Origin of the sequence: Sphingomonas lutea (assembly GCF_014396785.1) — a bacterium.
In the GTDB taxonomy this organism is placed as follows: Bacteria; Pseudomonadota; Alphaproteobacteria; order Sphingomonadales; family Sphingomonadaceae; genus Sphingomicrobium; species Sphingomicrobium luteum.
The window spans coordinates 2,080,189-2,100,306 of sequence record NZ_CP060718.1; the positions used below are offsets into that span (position 1 = coordinate 2,080,189).

General features: G+C 63.3%; 18 protein-coding genes. 17 read left to right on the plus strand and 1 reads right to left on the minus strand.

The genetic code is table 11. From position 1 onward, the window contains the following. Window positions 1-40 precede the first annotated feature (40 nt). The 9 genes from rimP to pnp all read left to right on the plus strand — a co-directional run bounded on the left by rimP (window position 41) and on the right by pnp (window position 10,375). Window positions 41-580 carry a ribosome maturation protein RimP gene (rimP, locus tag H9L13_RS10790; RefSeq protein WP_187537696.1) on the plus strand — a complete coding sequence of 180 codons (540 nt, stop codon included), beginning with the start codon at window positions 41-43 and terminating at the stop codon, window positions 578-580. A 6-nt stretch (window positions 581-586) separates the two neighbouring features. After that, on the plus strand, window positions 587-2,206 hold the full coding sequence (gene nusA / locus H9L13_RS10795) for a transcription termination factor NusA (protein WP_187537697.1): 1,620 nt from the start codon (window positions 587-589) through the stop codon (window positions 2,204-2,206). Next, a complete protein-coding gene (locus tag H9L13_RS10800; RefSeq protein ID WP_187537698.1) occupies window positions 2,187-3,011 on the plus strand; it encodes a DUF448 domain-containing protein in 825 nt (274 codons plus the stop codon). Before nusA ends, H9L13_RS10800 begins: the two co-directional genes overlap by 20 nt. A gap of 1 nt (window position 3,012) precedes the next feature. Continuing rightward, window positions 3,013-5,517, plus strand: coding sequence for a translation initiation factor IF-2 (infB, locus tag H9L13_RS10805; protein WP_187537699.1), 2,505 nt, complete (start codon window positions 3,013-3,015; stop codon window positions 5,515-5,517). A gap of 139 nt (window positions 5,518-5,656) precedes the next feature. After that, window positions 5,657-6,049 carry a 30S ribosome-binding factor RbfA gene (gene rbfA, locus H9L13_RS10810; protein ID WP_187537700.1) on the plus strand — a complete coding sequence of 131 codons (393 nt, stop codon included), beginning with the start codon at window positions 5,657-5,659 and terminating at the stop codon, window positions 6,047-6,049. Then, on the plus strand, window positions 6,046-6,582 hold the full coding sequence (locus H9L13_RS10815) for a GNAT family N-acetyltransferase (protein ID WP_187537701.1): 537 nt from the start codon (window positions 6,046-6,048) through the stop codon (window positions 6,580-6,582). The genes rbfA and H9L13_RS10815 overlap by 4 nt, the downstream gene beginning before the upstream one ends. Next, complete coding sequence (gene truB, locus H9L13_RS10820; RefSeq protein ID WP_187537702.1) at window positions 6,570-7,556, plus strand: tRNA pseudouridine(55) synthase TruB; 987 nt, start codon at window positions 6,570-6,572, stop codon at window positions 7,554-7,556. The genes H9L13_RS10815 and truB overlap by 13 nt, the downstream gene beginning before the upstream one ends. Before the next feature lie 18 nt (window positions 7,557-7,574). Beyond that, the gene (gene rpsO / locus H9L13_RS10825; protein WP_187537703.1) at window positions 7,575-7,844 is read left to right on the plus strand and encodes a 30S ribosomal protein S15; all 270 of its coding nucleotides are present in this window, start codon (window positions 7,575-7,577) and stop codon (window positions 7,842-7,844) included. Between the two features lie 158 nt (window positions 7,845-8,002). Then, window positions 8,003-10,375 (plus strand): polyribonucleotide nucleotidyltransferase, encoded by a 2,373-nt coding sequence (pnp, locus tag H9L13_RS10830; protein WP_187537704.1) that lies wholly within the window; start codon window positions 8,003-8,005, stop codon window positions 10,373-10,375. 94 nt (window positions 10,376-10,469) lie between these two features. On the opposite strand, the gene H9L13_RS10835 is transcribed toward pnp, so the two are convergent. Beyond that, window positions 10,470-11,927, minus strand: a complete 1,458-nt coding sequence (locus tag H9L13_RS10835) for an amidohydrolase family protein (protein ID WP_187537705.1) — start codon at window positions 11,925-11,927, stop codon at window positions 10,470-10,472. Window positions 11,928-11,996: 69 nt separating this feature from the next. On the opposite strand from H9L13_RS10835, the gene H9L13_RS10840 reads away from it, so the two are divergent. The 8 genes from H9L13_RS10840 to H9L13_RS12835 all read left to right on the plus strand — a co-directional run bounded on the left by H9L13_RS10840 (window position 11,997) and on the right by H9L13_RS12835 (window position 20,083). Then, a complete protein-coding gene (locus H9L13_RS10840) occupies window positions 11,997-12,767 on the plus strand; it encodes a LytTR family DNA-binding domain-containing protein (RefSeq protein WP_235090939.1) in 771 nt (256 codons plus the stop codon). A gap of 111 nt (window positions 12,768-12,878) precedes the next feature. Continuing rightward, the gene (locus tag H9L13_RS10845; RefSeq protein ID WP_187537706.1) at window positions 12,879-13,880 is read left to right on the plus strand and encodes a L,D-transpeptidase family protein; all 1,002 of its coding nucleotides are present in this window, start codon (window positions 12,879-12,881) and stop codon (window positions 13,878-13,880) included. A 516-nt stretch (window positions 13,881-14,396) separates the two neighbouring features. Next, on the plus strand, window positions 14,397-15,047 hold the full coding sequence (locus H9L13_RS10850; RefSeq protein ID WP_187537707.1) for a polysaccharide biosynthesis/export family protein: 651 nt from the start codon (window positions 14,397-14,399) through the stop codon (window positions 15,045-15,047). 40 nt (window positions 15,048-15,087) lie between these two features. Then, window positions 15,088-16,188 carry a hypothetical protein gene (locus H9L13_RS10855; RefSeq protein WP_187537708.1) on the plus strand — a complete coding sequence of 367 codons (1,101 nt, stop codon included), beginning with the start codon at window positions 15,088-15,090 and terminating at the stop codon, window positions 16,186-16,188. 2 nt (window positions 16,189-16,190) lie between these two features. Then, window positions 16,191-17,645: a GumC family protein gene (locus H9L13_RS10860; protein WP_187537709.1), complete on the plus strand. Its 1,455-nt coding sequence runs from the start codon at window positions 16,191-16,193 to the stop codon at window positions 17,643-17,645. Beyond that, entirely contained in the window at window positions 17,618-18,388 is a 771-nt protein-coding gene (locus H9L13_RS10865) for a CpsD/CapB family tyrosine-protein kinase (RefSeq protein ID WP_187537710.1), read from the plus strand. The genes H9L13_RS10860 and H9L13_RS10865 overlap by 28 nt, the downstream gene beginning before the upstream one ends. 31 nt (window positions 18,389-18,419) lie before the next feature. Next, window positions 18,420-19,013: a hypothetical protein gene (locus H9L13_RS10870; RefSeq protein ID WP_187537711.1), complete on the plus strand. Its 594-nt coding sequence runs from the start codon at window positions 18,420-18,422 to the stop codon at window positions 19,011-19,013. A gap of 275 nt (window positions 19,014-19,288) precedes the next feature. After that, the gene (locus tag H9L13_RS12835; RefSeq protein WP_235090940.1) at window positions 19,289-20,083 is read left to right on the plus strand and encodes a PEPxxWA-CTERM sorting domain-containing protein; all 795 of its coding nucleotides are present in this window, start codon (window positions 19,289-19,291) and stop codon (window positions 20,081-20,083) included. Window positions 20,084-20,118: the final 35 nt, after the last annotated feature.

Here is a 20,118-nt window from a genome sequence, read left to right on the forward strand (position 1 = left end):
TCCGGTCCGAGAGAGGTTTGGAATTTCCGGAAGGCCCCAAGTGACCGATTTGGCCAAGCTGACGTCCCTGATCGAGCCCGAGGCGAAAGCGCTCGGCTTCGACCTTGTGCGCGTGGCGATGATCGGCGGCACCAGCGATCCGACGCTGCAGGTGATGGCCGAGCGCCCCAATACGCGCCAGCTCAACTTGTCCGACTGCGAAGCGCTGTCGCGCGCTTTGTCGGAAAAGCTCGACGCGCTCGAAGCGGCGGGCGCCGATCCGATCGACGGCGGCTACCGGCTCGAAGTCAGTTCGCCCGGGATCGACCGCCCGCTGACCCGCCTTCAGGATTATTCCGACTGGTCGGGACATGAAGCGCGCATCAAGCTCGCCGAACCGCAGGACGGCGCCAAGCAGATCAGCGGCGATATCGCCGGCGTCGACGGCCAGACCATCCGCATTGCCACGCCCAAGGGCGAACGCACTGTCGATTTCGCCAATATCGCGTCGGCCAAATTGCTGTTGACCGACAAGCTCATCACCGCCACCGCGCCGCTCAGCACCGAGGGCGCCGATTCCATTTTGACGCAAGAGGACTAGACTTTCATGGCCACTGCAGCCCCCGCCGCCGTCAGCGCCAACAAGGCCGAGCTGATCGCGATCGCCGACGCCGTCGCGCGCGAGAAGCTGATCGACAAGGCGATCGTCATCGAGGCGATGGAAGATGCGATCCAGCGCGCTGCCCGCGCCCGCTACGGCGCCGAAAATGACATCCGCGCCAAGCTCGACGGCGAAACCGGCGACCTGCGCTTGTGGCGCGTGCTGGAAGTCGTCGAGGAGCCCGAGGATCATTTCAAGCAGATCGACGAAAAGGGCGCGCAGAAGCTGCAGAAGGGCGCCGCCGTCGGCGATTTCATCGTTGATCCGCTGCCGCCGATCGAATTCGGCCGCATCGCCGCCCAGGCCGCCAAGCAGGTCATCTTCCAGAAAGTCCGCGATGCCGAGCGCGAGCGCCAGTACGAAGAGTTCAAGGACCGCGCGAACGAGATTATCACCGGCGTCGTCAAGCGCGTCGAGTTCGGGCACGTCGTCGTCGACCTCGGCCGCGCCGAAGGTGTCATCCGCCGCGACCAGCAGATCCCGCGCGAAATGGTCCGCGTCGGTGACCGCATCCGCTCGCTGATCTCCGCCGTCCGCCGCGAAGCGCGCGGTCCGCAGATCTTCCTGTCGCGCGCCCACCCCGAATTCATGAAGAAGCTGTTCGCGCAGGAAGTGCCCGAAATTTACGACGGGATCATCGAGATCAAGGCCGCGGCCCGCGATCCGGGCAGCCGCGCCAAGATCGGCGTCATCAGCCACGACAGCTCGATTGATCCGGTCGGCGCCTGCGTCGGCATGAAGGGCAGCCGCGTCCAGGCAGTGGTCCAGGAATTGCAGGGCGAAAAGATCGACATCATTCCGTGGAGCCAGGATCTGGCGACCTTCGTCGTCAACGCCCTCCAGCCCGCGACCGTCAGCCGCGTCGTCATCGACGAGGAAGAATCGCGTATCGAAGTCGTCGTTCCCGACGACCAGCTCAGCCTGGCGATCGGCCGTCGCGGCCAGAACGTCCGCCTCGCCTCGCAGTTGACGGCGTCGCAGATCGACATCCTGACCGAGGCGGATGCGAGCGAGAAGCGCCAGCGCGAATTCGTCGAGCGCTCGGAAATGTTCCAGAGCGAACTCGACGTCGACGAAACGCTGTCGCAGTTGCTTGTCGCCGAAGGGTTCACCAGCCTCGAGGAAGTCGCCTACGTCGAGCAGGACGAGATCGCCTCGATCGAAGGCCTCGACGATGAGATCGCGACCGAATTGCAGAGCCGTGCTGGCGAAGCGCTCGAACGCCGCGAAGCCGCAGCCCGCGAGGAGCGCCGCGCGCTTGGCGTGGACGATGCGCTGGCCGAAATCCCGCACCTCACCGAAGCGATGCTGGTGACCTTGGGCAAGGCCAACATCCGCACGCTCGACGACCTCGCCGACCTCGCTACCGACGAGCTCATCCAGAAGAAGCGCGTCGAACCGCGCCGCCGCGAGCCGAGCACCCGGCCCGAAGACAAGGGCGGGATCCTCGCCGAATATGGCCTGACCGAAGAGCAGGGCAACGAGATCATCATGGCCGCCCGCGCGCATTGGTTTGAAGATGAGCCGCAAGCTGAGGAGGCCGCCGATGCGGAACCCTCAGAATGATCGCTTAGGCCGGAAGAACTCCGTTTCTCCTGAGCGGAGCGCGAAGCCGACTGCCAAGCCCATTCGTCCCGAGCCTAGTCAAGGGACGCAGGCAGGACGTGTCTCAACTTCGCTCGACACCAACGGTGGTGCGGGCAAGGCGAACAGCCCCGAACGCACCTGCATCCTTTCGCGCCGCAAGGGCACGCGCGACGATCTGATCCGCCTCGCGCTCGGCCCCGACGGCAGCGTCGCGCCCGACGTTCGCGCCCGCGCGCCGGGACGCGGCGCGTGGATCGGCGTGACGCAGGCCGAGCTCGATGCCGCGAATGCCAAGGGCAAGCTCAAGGCCGCGCTGCAGCGCGCGTTCAAGACCAATGAGGTGACCGTGCCCGCCGACCTTGGGGCTCGCACCGCGCAGGCGCTGCGTCAGGGGGCGCTCGATCGGCTTGGCATGGAAGCGCGCGCGAGCAACCTGATCAACGGCGCCGACCGCGTCGAACAGGCGGCGCGCGGCGGGAAAGTCCATATGCTGATCCACGCCGCCGACGCCGGCGAAGACGGGCGAGGCAAGCTCGACCAGGCCTGGCGCGTCGGCGGGGGTGAGGAGCGGGGGGTGATATTCCCCGAGGAAAGGACTATCTTGTCGATGGCACTTGGCCGCGAAAATGTGGTACATGTAGCCCTGACCGATCCCGCCGCCGCATCGCGTGTTCGCCACGCGCTTGGACGGTGGCTTGCTTTCACTGGCCCCGATCGTGGTCTGGAAGGCGGTGAACCCGCCTCGAGGACCGGCTCGGCTGACGACGTTTTGACGAAGGAATAGAATGGCAGACCAGACCGAAAAGCCGAAGCTCGGAACCCGGCCGCCGCTGGGGCTCAAGCGCACGGTGGAGACCGGCAAGGTCAAGCAAAGCTTCAGCCACGGCCGCTCGAACACGGTCGTGGTCGAGGTCAAGAAGCGCCGCATCCTCGGTCGTCCGGGCGAAGCCCCGCCGGCCGAGCAGGCCAAGCCCGAGCCAGTCGCCGAAGCGCCCAAGCCTGCGTCGAAGCCGGCAGCGCCCGCGGCCCCGGCCCCGCGCCGTCTGTCCGAAGCGGAGCAGATCGCGCAGCGCCGCGCGGACGTCGAGCGCATGCAGCGCGAGGCCGAGGAATCGCGCCTCACCGCGCTTGAGGAAGCGCGCCGCCGCGAAGAACGCAGCAAGGTCGAGCAGAGCGAGGAAGAGCGTCGCCGCGCCGAAGATAACCGCAAGGCCGAGGAAGCTGCTGCCGAAGAGGCCCAGCGCCAGGCCGCCGAAGAGGCGCAGCGCGCCGCTGAGGCCGCTGCCGCGCCCAAGGCGGAAACGCCGGCGGCCGGCCAGGACGATCGCCGCTTTTCCCGTCCCGCCCCTGCGCCGAAGCGCCCTGAGCCGACCCGCCCGAGCCGCGGCCGCGGCGACGACCAGCGCCAGCGCGGCAAGCTGACCGTCACGCGCGCTTTGTCGGGTGAGGACGATAGCCGCGCGCGCTCGCTCGCTGCGCTGCGCCGCGCGCGCGAAAAGGAAAAGCGCCACCACATGGAATCGGGTCCTGCGCAAAAGCAGGTCCGCGACGTGGTCGTGCCCGAAGCCATTACCGTGCAGGAACTCGCCAACCGCATGGCCGAGCGCGGCGCCGACCTCGTCAAAGCCCTGTTCAAGATGGGCTCGCCCGTCACCCTGACGCAGACAATCGACCAGGACACGGCCGAGCTGCTGGTCACCGAGTTCGGCCATACCATCAAGCGCGTCAGCGAAAGCGACATCGACATTGACAGCTCGTCCGATGTCGATGCCGACGACACGCTCCAGCCGCGTCCGCCGGTGGTCACGATCATGGGCCACGTCGATCACGGCAAGACGTCGCTGCTCGACGCCATTCGCGGTGCCGACGTGGTCGCAGGCGAAGCCGGCGGGATCACCCAGCATATTGGCGCCTATCAGGTGACGCTGCCCGACAATTCGAAGGTCACCTTCCTCGACACGCCCGGTCACGAGGCGTTCACGGAAATGCGTGCGCGCGGCGCCAATGTCACCGACATCGTGGTGCTGGTGGTTGCCGCCGACGACGGCCTCAAGCCCCAGACGGTCGAAGCGATCAACCATACCAAGGCGGCGGGCGTGCCGATGATCGTTGCGATCAACAAGATCGACAAGCCCGAAGCCAAGGCGCAGCGAGTCCGCGAAGAGCTGTTGCAGCACGAAGTGATTGTCGAGGATCTCGGCGGCGACGTGCAGGACGTCGAAGTCTCGGCCAAGGCCAAGACCAACCTCGACAAGCTCCTGGAGGCGCTTCACCTCCAGGCCGAAATCCTCGAGCTCAAGGCCAATCCCGACCGCGCCGCCGAAGGCACGGTGATTGAAGCCAAGCTCGACAAGGGCCGCGGTCCGCTCGCCACCGTGCTGATCCAGCGCGGCACGCTGCGCGTCGGCGACGTCTTCGTCGCGGGCGCGTCGAGCGGCAAGGTGCGCGCGATGATCGACGACAAGGGCCGCCAGGTGAAGGAAGCCGGACCGTCCTTCCCGGTCGAAGTGCTTGGACTGTCTGCCGTTCCCGCCGCCGGCGACCCGTTCACGGTGGTCGAGAACGAAGGGCGCGCGCGCGAAGTCGCCGCCTATCGTCAGGGCGTCATCGACCGGAAGCGCACCACCAGCGCGCCGGTCAGCCTGGAAAATATGTTCGCCAGCCACGCTTCGACGACCATGGAATTCCCATTGGTCGTGAAGGCCGACGTGCAGGGGTCGGTCGAAGCGATCGTCCATGCGCTCAACCGCCTGTCGACGGACGAGATCAAGGTTCGCGTGCTTCATTCGGGCGTCGGCGCGATCACGGAAAGCGACGTTACCCTGGCCAGCGCCAGCGGCGCGCCGATCATCGGCTTCAACGTCCGTCCCAATGCCAAGGCGCGCGAAGTGGCCGACCGCAACAAGGTCGAGTTCCGCTATTACGACGTCATCTACCACCTGACCGATTGGGCCAAGGGTGCAATGGCGGGCGAGCTTGGGCCCGAGATCATCGAGACGGTCATCGGCCGCGCCCGCGTCCAGGAAGTGTTCCCGGCGGGCAAGAAGGACAAGGCCGCCGGCCTGCTCGTCCTCGAAGGCGTCATCCGCAAGGGCGTCAACGCCCGCCTCACGCGCGAGGATGTCATCGTGTCGAAGACGACCATCGCCTCTCTGCGGCGCTTCAAGGACGACGTGGCGGAAGTCACCTCGGGCCTCGAATGCGGCGTGCTTCTGGCCGACACCAACGACATCAAGCCGGGCGACAGCCTCGAAGTGTTTGAGGTCGAGGAGCGCGCGCGGACGCTGTAAGCCGCCGAGCGTAAGGAGAGCGGAGCGAAGCGAGCGTCGTTACGTCGAGAGACGGCGCACTCGGACGGCCTGCCGCGCAGCGGACAGGACCGACGGCGCGGATTTACTCCGCGACGGTACGCCGCGTAGGAGTAGTTGAATGCGCCGCGTCGAAACCCCCGAAGGCCGTTCGGTTCGCCTGCTTCGCGTGGGCGAACAGGTGCGCCACATCCTGAGCGAGCTGCTGCAGCGCGGCGACGTGCATGACGCGACGCTTCAGTCGCACCTCGTCAGCATCACCGAGGTGCGCATGTCGCCCGATCTTCGGCACGCCACCGTTTTCGTGAAGCCCTTGCTCGGCCAGGACGAGGAGGCGGTGCTCAAGGCGCTGCGCACCAACACCGCTTACCTCCAGCGCGAAGTTGCCCAGCGCGTGCGCATGAAATATGCCGCGCGCCTCAAGTTCATCGCCGACGAAAGCTTCGACGAGGGCGGCCACATCGACCGGATCTTGCGGTCGAAACATGTGGCGCAGGACCTCAACGACGAATGATCGATTGCCTCGCGCGGCCGATGTCCGGCGACGGCTGCAATGCCGAATTGTTCGACGTCAGGCGCCGCGACGCCCTTCGAGCTGCGTGCGCGGAAGATCTCGACATCTGGCAGATCTATTCGATCAACTTCGGGCCGCCAGATTTCGATACGACGATCGATGCCTTCGCCGGCGCGACGCGTAACCGGACGTTCGTGCTGTTTGACGGGGACGAGCTGGCGGGGATGTCGAGCTTCATCGCCGTCGATGACAGTCGCCAGACGCTGGAGATCGGCGCGACCTATTACCGCCCGCACCTGCGCGGCACTGGCTTCAACCGGCGCATCAAGGACATGATGCTCGCGCGCGCCTTCGAATGCGGGATTCGCCGTGTCGAGTTCCGCGTCGACCGCCGCAACACGCGCAGCCAGGCGGCGATAACCAAGCTCGGCGCGGTGCGCGAAGGCGTGCTGCGCGCCGACCGCATCACCTGGAACGGCCACGTCCGCGACACCGTCCTGTTTGCGATCCTCAAGGACGAATGGCCGGTGTGATCCACGGCTGGATCATTCTCGACAAGCCGCTCGGGCTCGGCTCGACCACGGCGGTCAGCGCGGTCAAGCGCATCCTGCGCGAAGCGGGCGAGCCCAGGACCAAGGTCGGCCATGGCGGCACGCTCGATCCACTGGCGAGCGGCGTCCTGCCGATCGCGCTTGGCGAAGCGACCAAGGTCGCTGGACGAATGCTCGACGCGACCAAAGTGTATGACTTCACGATCAGCTTCGGCGCGGAAACCGACACGCTCGACGGCGAAGGCCAGGTGATCGCGACCAGCGACGTTCGGCCCACACTGGCCCAGGTTGAGGCGGTGCTGCCGCGCTTCACCGGCGAGATCACGCAGATTCCGCCAGCCTATTCGGCGCTCAAGATCGACGGCAGGCCGGCTTACGCCCGGGCCCGCGCGGGCGAGGTGCTTGAGATCAAATCGCGTCAGGTGACGGTGCACGCCCTTCAATTCCTCCCCGGAACGGGGAGGGGGACCAGCGAAGCTGGTGGAGGGGCCGGGCGCGGCATCAACCCCTCCACCACGATCTCCGATCGCGGTCCCCCTCCCCGTCCCGGGGAGGAATTTATCACCCTCTCGGCCACCGTCTCCAAGGGCACGTACATCCGCAGCCTCGCCCGCGACATTGCCCATGCGCTGGGCACCGTCGGCCATGTCACCTATCTTCGCCGCACCCGCGCGGGGCCGTTCGGGCTCGAACAGGCCGTTTCGCTGGACTTTCTGGAAGAAACCGCTAAGGCGCGCGCACTGACGAGGGTGGTCATGCCGCTTGAAGCGGCGCTGGACGACATCCCGGCCCTCCCCGTCACCCCCGACCAGGCACAGCTGCTCCGCCACGGACAGCGCTTGGCCGGTTTCCCCGCGCAGCCGGGGCTTTTGCTGGCAACCGCCGACGGACGTCCGGTGGCGCTGGTCGAAGCTTTGGCCGACGGCCTGAAGGTCGTCCGGGGGTTCAACCTTTGACAAGACAGGAGTGAAGCGATGTCGATTACTGCGGAGCGCAAGGAAGCGCTCATCAAGGAACATGCGCGCGGGTCGGACGACACCGGCTCTCCCGAGGTCCAGGTCGCGATCCTGACCGAGCGCATCCTCAACCTTACCCAGCATTTCAAGGGCCACGCGAAGGATAACCATTCGCGCCGCGGCCTGCTGATGATGGTCAATAAGCGCCGCTCCCTGCTCGATTATCTGCGCGGCAAGGACGAACAGCGCTACACCGATCTCATCGCGAAGCTCGGTCTTCGCAAATAATATGGGACGGCCCGGAAACGGGCCGTTTCGCTTATCTGAAGCTCCGCAATTCGGCGGGGCAAAGTGGGGCCATGCAGCGCCCCAATCCGCTCGCAGACCGGCTTCGTCTGCCACTAGCTGACCCCGCCGGCATCCGGCCCGCGGGCAAAGGAAATCATATGTTCGATACGAAAACTGTAGAAATCGATCTTGGCGGAAAGACCCTCAAGCTCGAAACGGGCCGCGTTGCCCGCCAGGCCGACGGCGCGGTCCTCGCGACCCTCGGCGAAACCGTTGTCCTTTGTGCGGTCACCGCCGCCAAGTCGGTCAAGCCGGGCCAGGACTTCTTCCCGCTGACCGTCCACTACCAGGAAAAATTCTCGGCCGCCGGGCGCATCCCGGGCGGCTTCTTCAAGCGTGAGCGCGGCGCCACCGAAAAGGAGACGCTGACCAGCCGCCTGATCGACCGCCCCATCCGCCCGCTCTTCCCGGAAGGCTTCTACAACGAGATTCTCTGCATTGCGCAGGTGCTGTCTTATGACGGCGAGAACGAGCCCGACATCGTCGCCATGATCGCGGCATCGGCCGCCCTCACCATCTCCGGCGTGCCCTTCATGGGCCCGATCGGCGCCGCGCGCGTCGGCTATCAGGACGGCGAATATATCCTCAACCCGACCCAGACTCAGATTGCCGAGGGCAAGCTCGACCTGGTCGTCGCCGGAACGCCCGGCGCCGTCATGATGGTCGAATCCGAAGCGCAGGAGCTGTCCGAAGAGGAGATGCTTGGCGCCGTCATGTTCGGCCACAAGGCCAGCCAGGACGTCTGCCGTGCGATCATCAGCCTGGCCGAAAAGGCGGCGAAGGATCCGTGGGACCTCGACCTTCTCGAAGACAAAGCCGAAACCAAGGCCAAGCTCAAGGACGTCATCGGCAAGGATCTCGAGGCGGCCTACAAGCTGACCAACAAGCAGGAGCGGCAGACGGCCATCAACGCCGCCCGCGAAAAGGCTCGCGAGGCATTCGCCGACCTGCAGGAATCCGATCCCGCCGCCTATCTCGGCACGCTCAAGCTGGTGAAGAAGCTCGAGGCGGACGTCGTTCGCGGTGCGATCCTCAAGGAAGGCCGCCGCATCGACGGCCGCGACACCAAGACGGTTCGCCCGATCGAAAGCATGGTCGGCTTCCTGCCGCGCACGCACGGCTCGGCCCTGTTCACCCGCGGGGAAACGCAAGCGATCGTCACCACGACGCTGGGCACCAAGGACAGCGAGCAGATGATCGATGGCCTCGACGGCCTCAGCTACTCGCGCTTCATGCTGCACTATAACTTCCCGCCCTATTCGGTCGGTGAAGTCGGCCGCTTCGGTGCGCCGGGCCGCCGCGAAGTCGGCCACGGCAAGCTCGCCTGGCGCGCGCTTCACCCGATGCTGCCGGGCGTGGAAGAATTTCCGTACACCGTGCGCGTTCTGTCGGACATCACCGAATCCAACGGCAGCTCGTCGATGGCGACGGTGTGCGGCGGCAGCCTCGCGATGATGGACGCCGGCGTTCCCTTGAAGCGCCCGGTCGCGGGCATTGCCATGGGCCTCATTCTGGAAGGTCAGGACTTCGCGGTGATCAGCGACATCCTGGGTGACGAAGACCACCTCGGCGACATGGACTTCAAGGTCGCAGGGACGTCGGAAGGCATCACCGCGCTGCAGATGGACATCAAGGTCGCCGGCATCACCGAGGAGATCATGAAGACCGCCCTCGCCCAGGCGAAGGACGGCCGCGCCCACATCCTCGGCGAAATGGCCAAGGCGCTCGATCACACCCGTGAAGAGCTGTCGGCCCATGCTCCGCGCATCGAGACGATGCAGATCCCGAAGGACAAGATCCGGGAAGTCATCGGCACCGGCGGCAAGGTCATCCGCGAAATCGTCGCGGAGACCGGCGCCAAGGTCGACATCGACGACGAGGGCGTGATCAAGATCAGCTCGTCCGACGTCAACCAGATCGAGGCGGCGCGTCAGTGGATCCGCGGCATCGTCGCCGAGCCCGAGCCGGGCACGATCTACACCGGCAAGGTCGCCAGCATCGTCGATTTCGGCGCGTTCGTGACCTTCATGCCGGGCAAGGACGGCCTGGTCCACGTCTCGGAAATCAAGAACGAGCGGGTCGAGAACGTCCGCGACGTCCTGTCCGAAGGCCAGGAGGTCAAGGTCAAGCTGCTCGAAGTCGATCAGCGCGGCAAGGTTCGCCTGTCGATGCGTCTCGTCGACCAGGAAACCGGCGCCGAGCTGGAGGACACCCGGCCCCCGCGCGAACCGCGTGAAGGCGGCGACCGTGGTCCGCGCGGCGAAGGCCGTGGCGACCGTCATCGTGGCGGCGGCCGTGACCGCGATCGCGGCCCGCGCCGCGACGGTGGTGGCGGCGGACGCGGCGGCGACCGCGACCGTGGCCCGCGCGGCGATCGCGGTGATCGTGGTCCCCGCCGGGAAAGTAGCGACGACAACGGCCCCGCGCCGGAGTTCGCACCCGCCTTTCTGACGGGAAATAACGAGGACTAGACGCTCGCGTCAGCGAGAAGGAAAACGCGAAGGCCCCGCAGCAATGCGGGGCCTTTTTGCGTATGTCGCCACGATCGCTCGGCTCATTGCTTCTTCATTTCGTCCTGTCGCCAACCTGGGCCGAAACGTGCCGCATCCTGCGGTCTATCTCGTCCCGACCGATCCACCTGCCCCGCATCATGACCCCGGCGATCTTCGAAGCCGCCGAGATATCTTCAAGCGGATTGGCATCGACCAAAAGAAGATCTGTCCGCTTGCCGACCTCGATAGTGCCGGCGTCCTTGGCCTCGCCGAGATAATCGCTGGGTATCGTCGTTGAGGTGCGCAGCGCCTCATAGGGCGTCAGCCCGACTGAGACGAGCTCCTGCAGCTCCTGGTGCAAGGCGAAGCCGGAGACGAGGCGCGGCATCAACGCGTCGGTGCCGGTCATCAGCTGCCCGCCCTTGTCGTGGAAGACTTTAGTGAACGGCCTCTGGAATTTCTCGAAATCGTCGCGCAGCTTGGTCCGCGCGTCCGGCGGAATGCCCTTGTACATGTTCGAGATGAAGGACCAGATCTCCTTCTGCATCGGGTGAGCCGCGTAGGCGGCTTCGGGGCGGGCGAAGAGCCCATTCGGATCTGAGAACTCCTCCAGGATACGCCGCGTCGTCACCAGCGTCGGCGTCAACCAAACTTTTTTATTGGCGATCCGTCCGGCGAAATAGGAAATCCTCTCGGCCGAATAATCGCCGCCAGCATGTTTCGCGACCTCTTCGGTGTGGGCAATCATCTTTTGGCCGCCATCGACGACGTACTCGACCGAAAGCGCGTACGGGATGTGTCCGACCACATCCATCTGCTGCTCCCTGGCCGTCGCCATGATTGCGTCGTAAGTTTCCTTGGTCAGGAAGGAATAGACCTTCATCTTGTCGTAGCCGTCGGCCTTGGCCTTGCGCGTAGCATTGCGCGCCTCGGCGGCTGTCTTGACCCAGTCGGCCAACGGCGGCGGCCAAGCCTTGTCGGGCCCGTCGATCATCCGCGCCAGGATCAGCCTGGGCGCGAGCAAGTCTCCCTTCGCGATCTGCTCGCGCACCGGAAGCAGTTCCTGCGTCCCCGACAGGACTTGCACGGTCGTGACCCCGTTCGCGACATAGGGAAAGAGGAAGTTCTCGAACGAGATATTCTTGCTCGCAGCCAGGGCTTCCGGACTGAGCAGCTTGTTCCAGGACGGGCCCTCGACGTGGACATGCATGTCGCTCAGCGCTGGCAACAGAAAGCGATCCTTTGCGTCGATCCTGACAGCTTTCGCGGGGACTTTGACCTTTGATGCCGGTCCCAGCGCGGCAATCTTGCCGTTGACCACCACCACGGTTTGATCGCGCAGGACGCGTTCGCGGTCCATCGGCACGACCGCAGCATGAGTGAACGCGATGACGCTCAACTTGCCGCCGCTCGGGACTGCTGCATCAACGACCGCTACACCCTTCTCGTGGCCGTCGTGGCTAACTGCGGGCGCCGCGCAAGCGCAGGCTACCGAAACGGCCATCGAGATGTGATAGATTGTTCGCGACATGTGTTCGTCCTTCCAAAGCTACAGGCTCAAGACTTGCCCCGCCGCCCCGTCGTGGGAAGGAGGAACTGCGTGAACGGTGCTTCTGCTTCGCGAATGAACCCGCGTGAGATTTGGCGACGGGTCTCGCTCGACATCGCATTGTTCGTCTTCTTAGGTTTGGTGATGGCGCAGCTCGGGCCCTACCGCACTCTAGAGGCGCCGCCGCTGTTTCGAACCGCCTATTGGCTGCTGGCGGTGTTCGGCGCCGGCCTCGCGGCCATTGTCGCCGAGCGCGCAATCGCGGGCCGCGTCCGTCGCTTCTGGCCCCGAATCGCGGCCGCCTCTCTCCTCGTCACGCCTCCGGTCACGCTGTACATCTATGCCCTGAACGCAGTGATGCTCGACCTTCCCAGGCGATGGTGGCTCATGCCGCAGCTCGCCTGGCAAGTGCTGGTCGTGATGCTACTGCTGATGACCTTGCGCGCCCTGTTGTGGCGGCGGCTGGTCGAGACGCGAACAATCGTTATGCCGCCGCTCCCAGAAGCGGAGCGCGAGTTTCGGCTCCGGCTGTCGGCGAAACGTCGCGCAGCGCGGCTGCTCGCGATCGAAGCGGAAGACCATTACGTCCGCGTGCACACCGATACGGGTTCGGAGCTCGTCACGATGCGATTTTCAGACGCGCTGGAAGAACTAGGTCGGGCGTACGGCCATCGCGTGCATCGGTCGTGGTGGGTCGTCGGCGACGCGATTGAAGACGTGAGGTGGACTCGTACCGGGGGCGAGGTGCGGCTGAGCGGCGGGATCGTAGCGCCTGTAAGCCGAAGCTACGCCCCCGCCCTGAAGTGGGCAGGCTGGCGATAAACGTCCCTTCTGCACTACGACTCGACCACATGCTCGCGCCTGCCCGAAGCCCTCCCCTTTTTCGGGCGAGAAATCAACGCTATGCCTGAATCGCAATTGCTGGGGGCAATCATGCGTGAATTCCTCGCCGCGACCGCTGCGGCCCTTCTCGTCGCTGCGATTTCCACCTCTCCCGCGTTTGCCAGCGGTTCGAAGGTCTCATCGCCGCTCGCGCTCGCCAAGCAGGCGGAGAAACTGAAGCCGGGCGAATGGGTTTGGGCGGGCAAGGTCGCGCCGACCGGGCCGATCCTGGTCTATGTCGATCTCGGGCGGCAGCGCGCGACGGTCTATCGCAACGGCGTGCGCATCGCGGTTTCCACCATCTCCTCGGGCAAGGAGGGGCATTCGACGCCGACCGGGGTCTTCACGATCCTACAGAAGAACAAGGATCACCGTTCGTCGACTTACGACAATGCGCCGATGCCCTATATGCAGCGGCTGACGTGGAAGGGTGTCGCGCTCCACGCCGGCAACCTTCCGGGCTACCCGGCCAGCCACGGCTGCGTCCGCTTGCCGCTCGAATTCGCCAAGATCCTGTTCGACAACATGCCGATGGGCGGGACGGTGGTGATCGCCGGCGGGCACGAGGATCCGGTCAAGCGGCCGCCCGCGGGCGTGCTTGCCCCGGCGATGGCGGGCGTCACGGCCCAGCCCAAGGCGATCCTGACCCAAAACGGTACCTTCACCTGGACCCCCGAGGCCGCGCCGGACGGCCCGGTGTCGATCATCATCTCGACCGGAGACCAGCAGGTCGTGGTGCTGCGCAATGGCGTGGAAATCGGACGTGCCAAGGCCGTGGTGCAGCAGCAAACCTCCGAAAGCCAGGTCATGACCTTGGCCGGCGGCGCGCGGCCGCAATGGATCCAGGTCGGCGTTTCGGACCTCACCGGGGAACCGGCCGAGATCATCTCGACCCAGCAAGTGAATGAGATGGAGCTGCCCGAAGCCTTCGTCCGCGGCATGCGCTCGGTCATCAAGCCGGGCACGACGGTGCTGGTGACGCAGGCCGGCGTGACCCAGGATTCGACCGGGCGCCAGGCAACCGTGCTCGACGCCGACGACGGCAAGAATTGACCCCAGCTTCTGCTTGGGACGCGCGTCCGTGACGATTAAGATAAATCTTGAACGAGCTCCGACACCTTAATCTCGCTGTCGTGCAAATCCTTAAGTAGCTTGGCACGCGCCAGCCAGACGGCTGCACTGGCCTCCAACTCCCGCCGCTGTTTCGCATCCGATTCTTGCGATGCACTTGCGAGATCAGCTGCCGCACGTACGCGACACGCGTTAGGATCGTTTCGTCGTAAGAATCTCTCGCGATCTACAGGATAACCTAGGGACACAGGCGAACCCTCTACCGGCCTGTTTATAGACACTGACGTAAAGATCAGGTTAACAGAATCTAAACGGAGATCAAGATCGCCGTTTGTTTTCCCTTCTGCATAAGCCGGAACACAGGCTCATCTGCCATTTGAAGGTGTAGTCCCGGAGCGGGATTCCCCTTGACGGCCACGGGATTGATTCATTGGGCTTTTTACGAGAATATAATCGAGCGCCACGTGCGCATTTGGTTTTTGCGTTTCGGGGGCAGCCATGGTTCGTGTTTTGCAGGGTCGATACCTTGCTCCGCTCTCGACGATATCAAAGCGCCTCATCTCGCACTGGATAACTTTGAGTTTGTTGCTCGCAGGCGGCGGTGCGGTGCATGCGCAATCGCCTGCACCGCCGGCACGCGCCGAGTATCGGCTCAACGCCGGTGATACCCTCGAGGTGTTTGTTTGGGGCGAAGAAAGGATGCAGCGCGAAGCGCGTGTGCTTCCTGATGGCACATTCGCCTTTCCGCTGGCCGGAACCATCCAGGCCGAAGGCAAGACGGCGCGGGAAGTTGGCGTCGAAATCCAGACCAAGATCGCGGGGTACTTTCGCGCCGGGACGCCTGAAGTCACCGTGTCCGTCAAAGATACCTCCGGAATGCGCTTCTATGTGATCGGTAAGGTTCGCTCACCCGGCAGCTATTCTATTGGACGTTCGATCAATGCGCTCCAGGCGTTGACGCTCGCCGGCGGGCCCGCCGAATTTGCAAATGTGGATCAGGCAGTGATCCTGCGCGAAACCCGCACGGGGCAGAATGTCGAGCGCGTCAGTTTATCGGACGTCCTCAAGGGCGCACGCGGTCTTGATGCGGGGAATCAAGCGCGCATCATTCCAGTTCTGCGAAGTGGCGATGTTCTTGTCATTCCCTAAGAGGCAAATAAGCCTAGTCGGTAGTGGCGCGGCTGCGATCATGTTCATCCTGCCCAGCTTTGCGATGGCAGCCGAGACGAGGGTTAGCGCCACCGCTACTGCAGGCGTCAGCGCGTCAAACAACCCGTTTCTCTCAACGCAAAATCATGCAGCTGCAATGCTTGCTGAGCTGAGTTTGCATCCCGTTCTTACGAACAAAACGGAGACCACCGCGGTCGAACTTTCGGGCACGCTTGGTCACCGACGGTACAGCAACGACTATGGCTCATACGTCTTCGGCAGCGGGCTGTTATCAGGCTCCTCTCGTCAGAATGAGAGGTTGTCTTTGCGCGGAGCACTTCACTATCGACAAGAGGTCAGCACCGACACCGTCGAAGATGTTTCTGGTGCAATCGATCCTGATAGTGTTCGGCGGTCCTTTGGCGCGAGCGGAACGGCCGCTTGGCAGATTTCTGAGCTGTCGTCCCTTACGCCGAGCTTTAATGCTGAGCGTGTCTCGTACGATCGCACAGACGAGCTTACGAGATACGATCGTCTGGGTGGAGCACTCGGGTACAACCGACGCTTGAGCCCGTACACAAGCGTCGGGATTGGCGCGGGCGTCACGCTTTTCAAGTTTCGCGACACCCCGGACACTGACATCCAGTTTGCCGAAGCGACTGTTGATCACAAATTTTCCGAAGTCCTGGCGATCGAGGGATCGCTCGGCGCGCAACGTGTGACGTTCACAGAGTTCGACGGGATAGAGCTTGAGCGAAAGGCGAAGCTGCTGCTTCAAGGAGACGTGCAATTTTGTCGGCGCGGAGCGGCCACGAACATTTGCCTGACAGGAGCAGTTTCTTCTGAGCCGAGCGGCCTCGGTTCGATCGAGCGGCGCTACTCCAGCGGATTGAGCTACGGGTTGCGGCTTGCGGAGTTTTCAAACATCTCCATTGCCGCGAACTATCAGCGCTCATCAGGCCTTTCGCTCCTCGGGAATGAGCCGATTGAGTATCTCCAGGCAAGCGCGAGTTTCGACAGGCGCATTACCAAAGCTTTGACTTTTGACACTTTTTTGCGATACCGGCATCGAGCCGGCATTGAAACTGCCGGCTCGGCGCAGGCGGGGGTTAACCTGCGTTTGATGGTGGGGCGGAATTGAACATGGAAGAGCACGAGGGCGGCCTTTCGGCCGCGGAAGCAGCTGCGGCGCTATGGCGCCGGAAGTACTGGCTGGCGGTCCCTGCTGTAGTTGGCACCGGGGTCGCTGCCGTTGTCGCTCTACTTATGGACCCCATTTACCAGTCGTCCGCGACCATTCTGATCGAATCACAACAGATACCTACAACGCTCGTTGCGTCACCCATCACAAGCTACGCCGATGAGCGGATCGCTAAGATCCGGCAGCAGATCCTGAGTCGCGATAACCTCATCGAGCTTATCAATAAGAATAAGTTGTACCCGGATGAGCGCGGCAAGAAACAGCTTGCGGACATCATCGAGATGATGCGCTCGGCAATTCAGGTTGACCTGGTCAGCGCCAACGTGGGGTCCCGCAACGCTCAGGGCGGCAAAGCCACCATCGCGTTTACATTAGGATACCAGTATTCAGACGCCGCTGTGACGCAGGACGTCACGCAGCAGCTTACCGGTATGTTCATCGATGCGGACGTTCGACGCCGGACCGAACAAGCTTCGGGCACGGCGTCCTTCCTATCCCGTCGAGCCGACGAGCTCCGCGAGCGGCTCGACAAGATCGAGACGCAAATTACCGAGGTTCGTTCGCGCTTCAATGGGGCGCTGCCAGATCAGGTCCTGGCAAGTTCGCAAAATAGCGCCTCGCTGCGTAGCGAGATCGCCCGTATCGATATCGAGGCGCAGGGCGTAGTCCAAAGCAATGCGATGCTCGCGGGCCAGATTCAGGAACGGAGCAGCGAGCGCTCCCAGTCAGAGCTTGCGCAGGCCGAAGCCAATCTTGCCAAGCTTTCGGCCCAATATGCCGATAATCACCCGGATGTTCGCGCCGCGCAGGAACTGGTCATGCGGCTGCGCGAAGCCGATTATGTCGCGGTCGCTCCAGTACGTCCCGTGATGACGCAACAGCTTCAGGCTGGTCGCTCACGGTTGGCTCTACTCGATCGGCGCCGCTCCGAATTAGAGGCGCAGGTCGCTCGCGCGGATCGTCTGGTAGGTCTCTCCCCTCAAGCTGCCTACGAACTCAACAATCTCACGCGCGAATTCGAAAATCTCAACGACCAGTATCAGAAGATTCGCGACCGGCAGATGGAAGCTCAAGTCGCCGCTAACCTGGAAGCTGAGGAGAAGGGCGAGCGGTTTACCCTAGTTGACGCCCCTCAGATGCCCGAGCAGCCTATCAAGCCAAATCGTCCGATGATCGTGTTTCTGGGATTCCTTGGAGGACTTGGCTTCGGCGTTGCCCTGACGCTGCTCATCGAACTGCTTCTGAAACCAATTCACGGTCGTGCTGCGATCGTCCGCCTGACGGGCCACACGCCACTTGGATCGGTGCCACTCACGCGCCACGGCCTCGCCGCCAATGACGACCGCTCGTTCAAGACAAGGATTCTGCAATGGCTGCCTCGCAGGGCGCACTCCTGACCGTGACCGGCGGGGACGCCTCCTCTCCCGATCAAGCAGCGGTCGCAAGCGACTGGCGCCTGAACTCGAGGAATATTGTCGCCAAGGGCGATCACCTGCTGGACCACGGCATCTATGCGCTCGACCACAAAGATCCGCGGGCACGACCGTTCATCCTGTTGCGCTCGCAGGTCCTGAATGCTCTCGAAAAACTTGAGGGCCGCGTCCTCGCGGTGACTTCGGCGTCCGCCTTAAACGGTAAGTCGCATGTTGCCGCTAATCTCGCATGCGCAATTAGTCGCGTGCGTGAAACGGCTCTGGTCGATCTCCATCTTCGCAGGCCGGTCATTGGCACTCGCTTCGGCCTGCCGGCTGTGGACGGGATCCGATCCTACCTGGAAGGCAGCAATGATCTCGGGCAGCTAAGCTTCCGCCTCCAGGACGAGCGCCTAGCCATCCATGCGGCCGGCACGGCAAGCGAGGATTCTTCCGACCTGCTGCTGTCACCCCGCTTCGGCAAGTTCTTCTCGACTCTCCACGCTGGGCCTGAAGAAGCGATCTGCATCATCGACACGCCGCCGGTTCTCGAAAGCGACGACATGCTGTTGATCTCGAAACAGGTCGATGGCGTGCTCTTCGTGATCGAAGAAGGAAAGACAACGAAGAGCGAATTGGTTGAGTCATTCCGGCTTCTAAACGGGACGCCGGTCGTCGGAACATTGCTGAACAAAGCGATCAAGCCCTTTGGCGGCATCCACGGCTAGGCTCCCGGCTCTGCTCGGCACAGCGATCAGCGTGCTGATTGTGTGCTTCGCCGTCAGTGGCTGCCGTGAAGACGCCGAGCCGCAAGCAAACCTGACTAACATGCAGATCTCAACGCTACCGAAGCCTCAGGATCAGGCGGCGAAAGGTTGGGGCGCGAAGATACTCAGCCTCGTGCCCGATCGCAACAGTATTGCCCTGCCCTCTGCGAGCACCGTCAAATCTACCTTTCGGGCCTGCGCGCTCCGAGGGATCGACAAGTTGGAGGGGCGGTGTAACCTCGATGCTGAAGCCGCGGTCGAAGGCGCTCCAGCAGTTAGAATCGCAATTTTCCTGAGCGAGGAAGGTGCCAAGGCTCTCCATTTGCAGGCTTGCTGCTCGGATGACGACGAGTTTTTCAAGCCCATTGCTGGACAGGCGGTTCTCCGCTCCGAATTATTCTGTTCCGAGCTGACCATCACGGCTTCTGAGTCGGTGCAGGCCTTCCGCGTCACGGCGCCCGGCAAGCGTGACTTTCTTTATTCGCGCCAGGAGCAAGGTTTGCCGGAGGGACGCGCGATTATCCAGAAAGTCCTGCTGACGGCGGTCGAGCCCGGCGACGAGTGCAGTGCCCTCGCCAACACCTGATAGTAGCCGCTGTTGTTATAGAGGACGCTTGCCCACCGTTAATCGTGGCTTGTGGACAACTAGAGAAAGCCGTTTCGTCCCAAAATGATACGGATCTTAAAAATTTGTTAATCAAGCTTGACTCGGCGTGCGACGGTGGCATGTTTTGCGGCTTACAGGGGGCGATTCTCGGGGCATCCTGCATGTTTGGAACGTCGTCGCGGTGACCGCCGCGGCGAACGGATAACTGTGCGGACCTTCCGAGAACGAAGCGTCACGCCGAGTAGGGGCTTGTGGTGTTGCTTAAGCGAGTTTCCATCATTGTCGGACTGCTCGCGCTTGCTGCAACACCAGCGAGTGCCACGACGTTCAATTTCGATGGTGGTCCCAGCAGCGGCACGACTGCGACGAGCCTGAGCTTCACCAAGGATGGAATCACCACCAGCCTTAAGGGCTACAAATTCGCCGACAGCATCACCCCCGGCACACTGAACGGGACGAACCTTTCCGCACTGACCGGAAATGTGACGCTCAGTTACAGCAACCGCGGCGTCGGCGTCTGCTCGGGCGAGAATGGTAGCGCCACCGGCAACAGCGCCGGCTGCCCGGAAATTGACAGCGCAGATGAGGGCGGCCGTAACGCGACCAATTACAATGAGGGACTGCTTCTTTCGTTCACTGGCGTGCCTGCCGTGGACCTCTTGGGGGCAGTGCTCAACATTGTCGACGCGAACGACACGCTGGGCATTTATGGTGTAAGGGACACCGGAGTTCTGGACCTTCTTGGCTTCGCAGACGGGACGATCACGAACCCAGGAGGCGGTTTCACTGTCACCTTCATTGGCGACAACACCAACCGCGAGTACCAGCTGACGTTTACCCCAGCCCTGGGGACCTACTCCCGGTACTTCTTCACGAACATGTCAGAGGTCTCCACCAACGGTCAGTATGGCGGTGACGGATATCGGTTGCGGTCGCTCACGGTGGCGGGCGTACCTGAGCCGGCGACCTGGGCAATGATGCTCTTGGGCTTCGGTTTCATTGGATTTCAGATGCGCCGCTCCCGCGTGCGCAAGGTCTTAGCAGTCTGATGCGGGGGCTTTCCGCACCAGCTTATCGGGTCCTG

Bases quoted from the DNA above. Each gene is read 5' to 3' on its own strand.
- nusA (WP_187537697.1), top strand. From the start codon at position 587: ATGGCCACTGCAGCCCCCGCCGCCGTCAGCGCCAACAAGGCCGAGCTG.
- H9L13_RS10800 (WP_187537698.1), top strand. From the start codon at position 2,187: ATGCGGAACCCTCAGAATGATCGCTTAGGCCGGAAGAACTCCGTTTCT.
- infB (WP_187537699.1), top strand. From the start codon at position 3,013: ATGGCAGACCAGACCGAAAAGCCGAAGCTCGGAACCCGGCCGCCGCTG.
- rbfA (WP_187537700.1), top strand. From the start codon at position 5,657: ATGCGCCGCGTCGAAACCCCCGAAGGCCGTTCGGTTCGCCTGCTTCGC.
- H9L13_RS10815 (WP_187537701.1), top strand. From the start codon at position 6,046: ATGATCGATTGCCTCGCGCGGCCGATGTCCGGCGACGGCTGCAATGCC.
- truB (WP_187537702.1), top strand. From the start codon at position 6,570: ATGGCCGGTGTGATCCACGGCTGGATCATTCTCGACAAGCCGCTCGGG.
- rpsO (WP_187537703.1), top strand. From the start codon at position 7,575: ATGTCGATTACTGCGGAGCGCAAGGAAGCGCTCATCAAGGAACATGCG.
- pnp (WP_187537704.1), top strand. From the start codon at position 8,003: ATGTTCGATACGAAAACTGTAGAAATCGATCTTGGCGGAAAGACCCTC.
- H9L13_RS10835 (WP_187537705.1), bottom strand. From the start codon at position 11,927: ATGTCGCGAACAATCTATCACATCTCGATGGCCGTTTCGGTAGCCTGC.
- H9L13_RS10845 (WP_187537706.1), top strand. From the start codon at position 12,879: ATGCGTGAATTCCTCGCCGCGACCGCTGCGGCCCTTCTCGTCGCTGCG.
- H9L13_RS10850 (WP_187537707.1), top strand. From the start codon at position 14,397: ATGGTTCGTGTTTTGCAGGGTCGATACCTTGCTCCGCTCTCGACGATA.
- H9L13_RS10855 (WP_187537708.1), top strand. From the start codon at position 15,088: ATGTTCATCCTGCCCAGCTTTGCGATGGCAGCCGAGACGAGGGTTAGC.
- H9L13_RS10860 (WP_187537709.1), top strand. From the start codon at position 16,191: ATGGAAGAGCACGAGGGCGGCCTTTCGGCCGCGGAAGCAGCTGCGGCG.
- H9L13_RS10865 (WP_187537710.1), top strand. From the start codon at position 17,618: ATGGCTGCCTCGCAGGGCGCACTCCTGACCGTGACCGGCGGGGACGCC.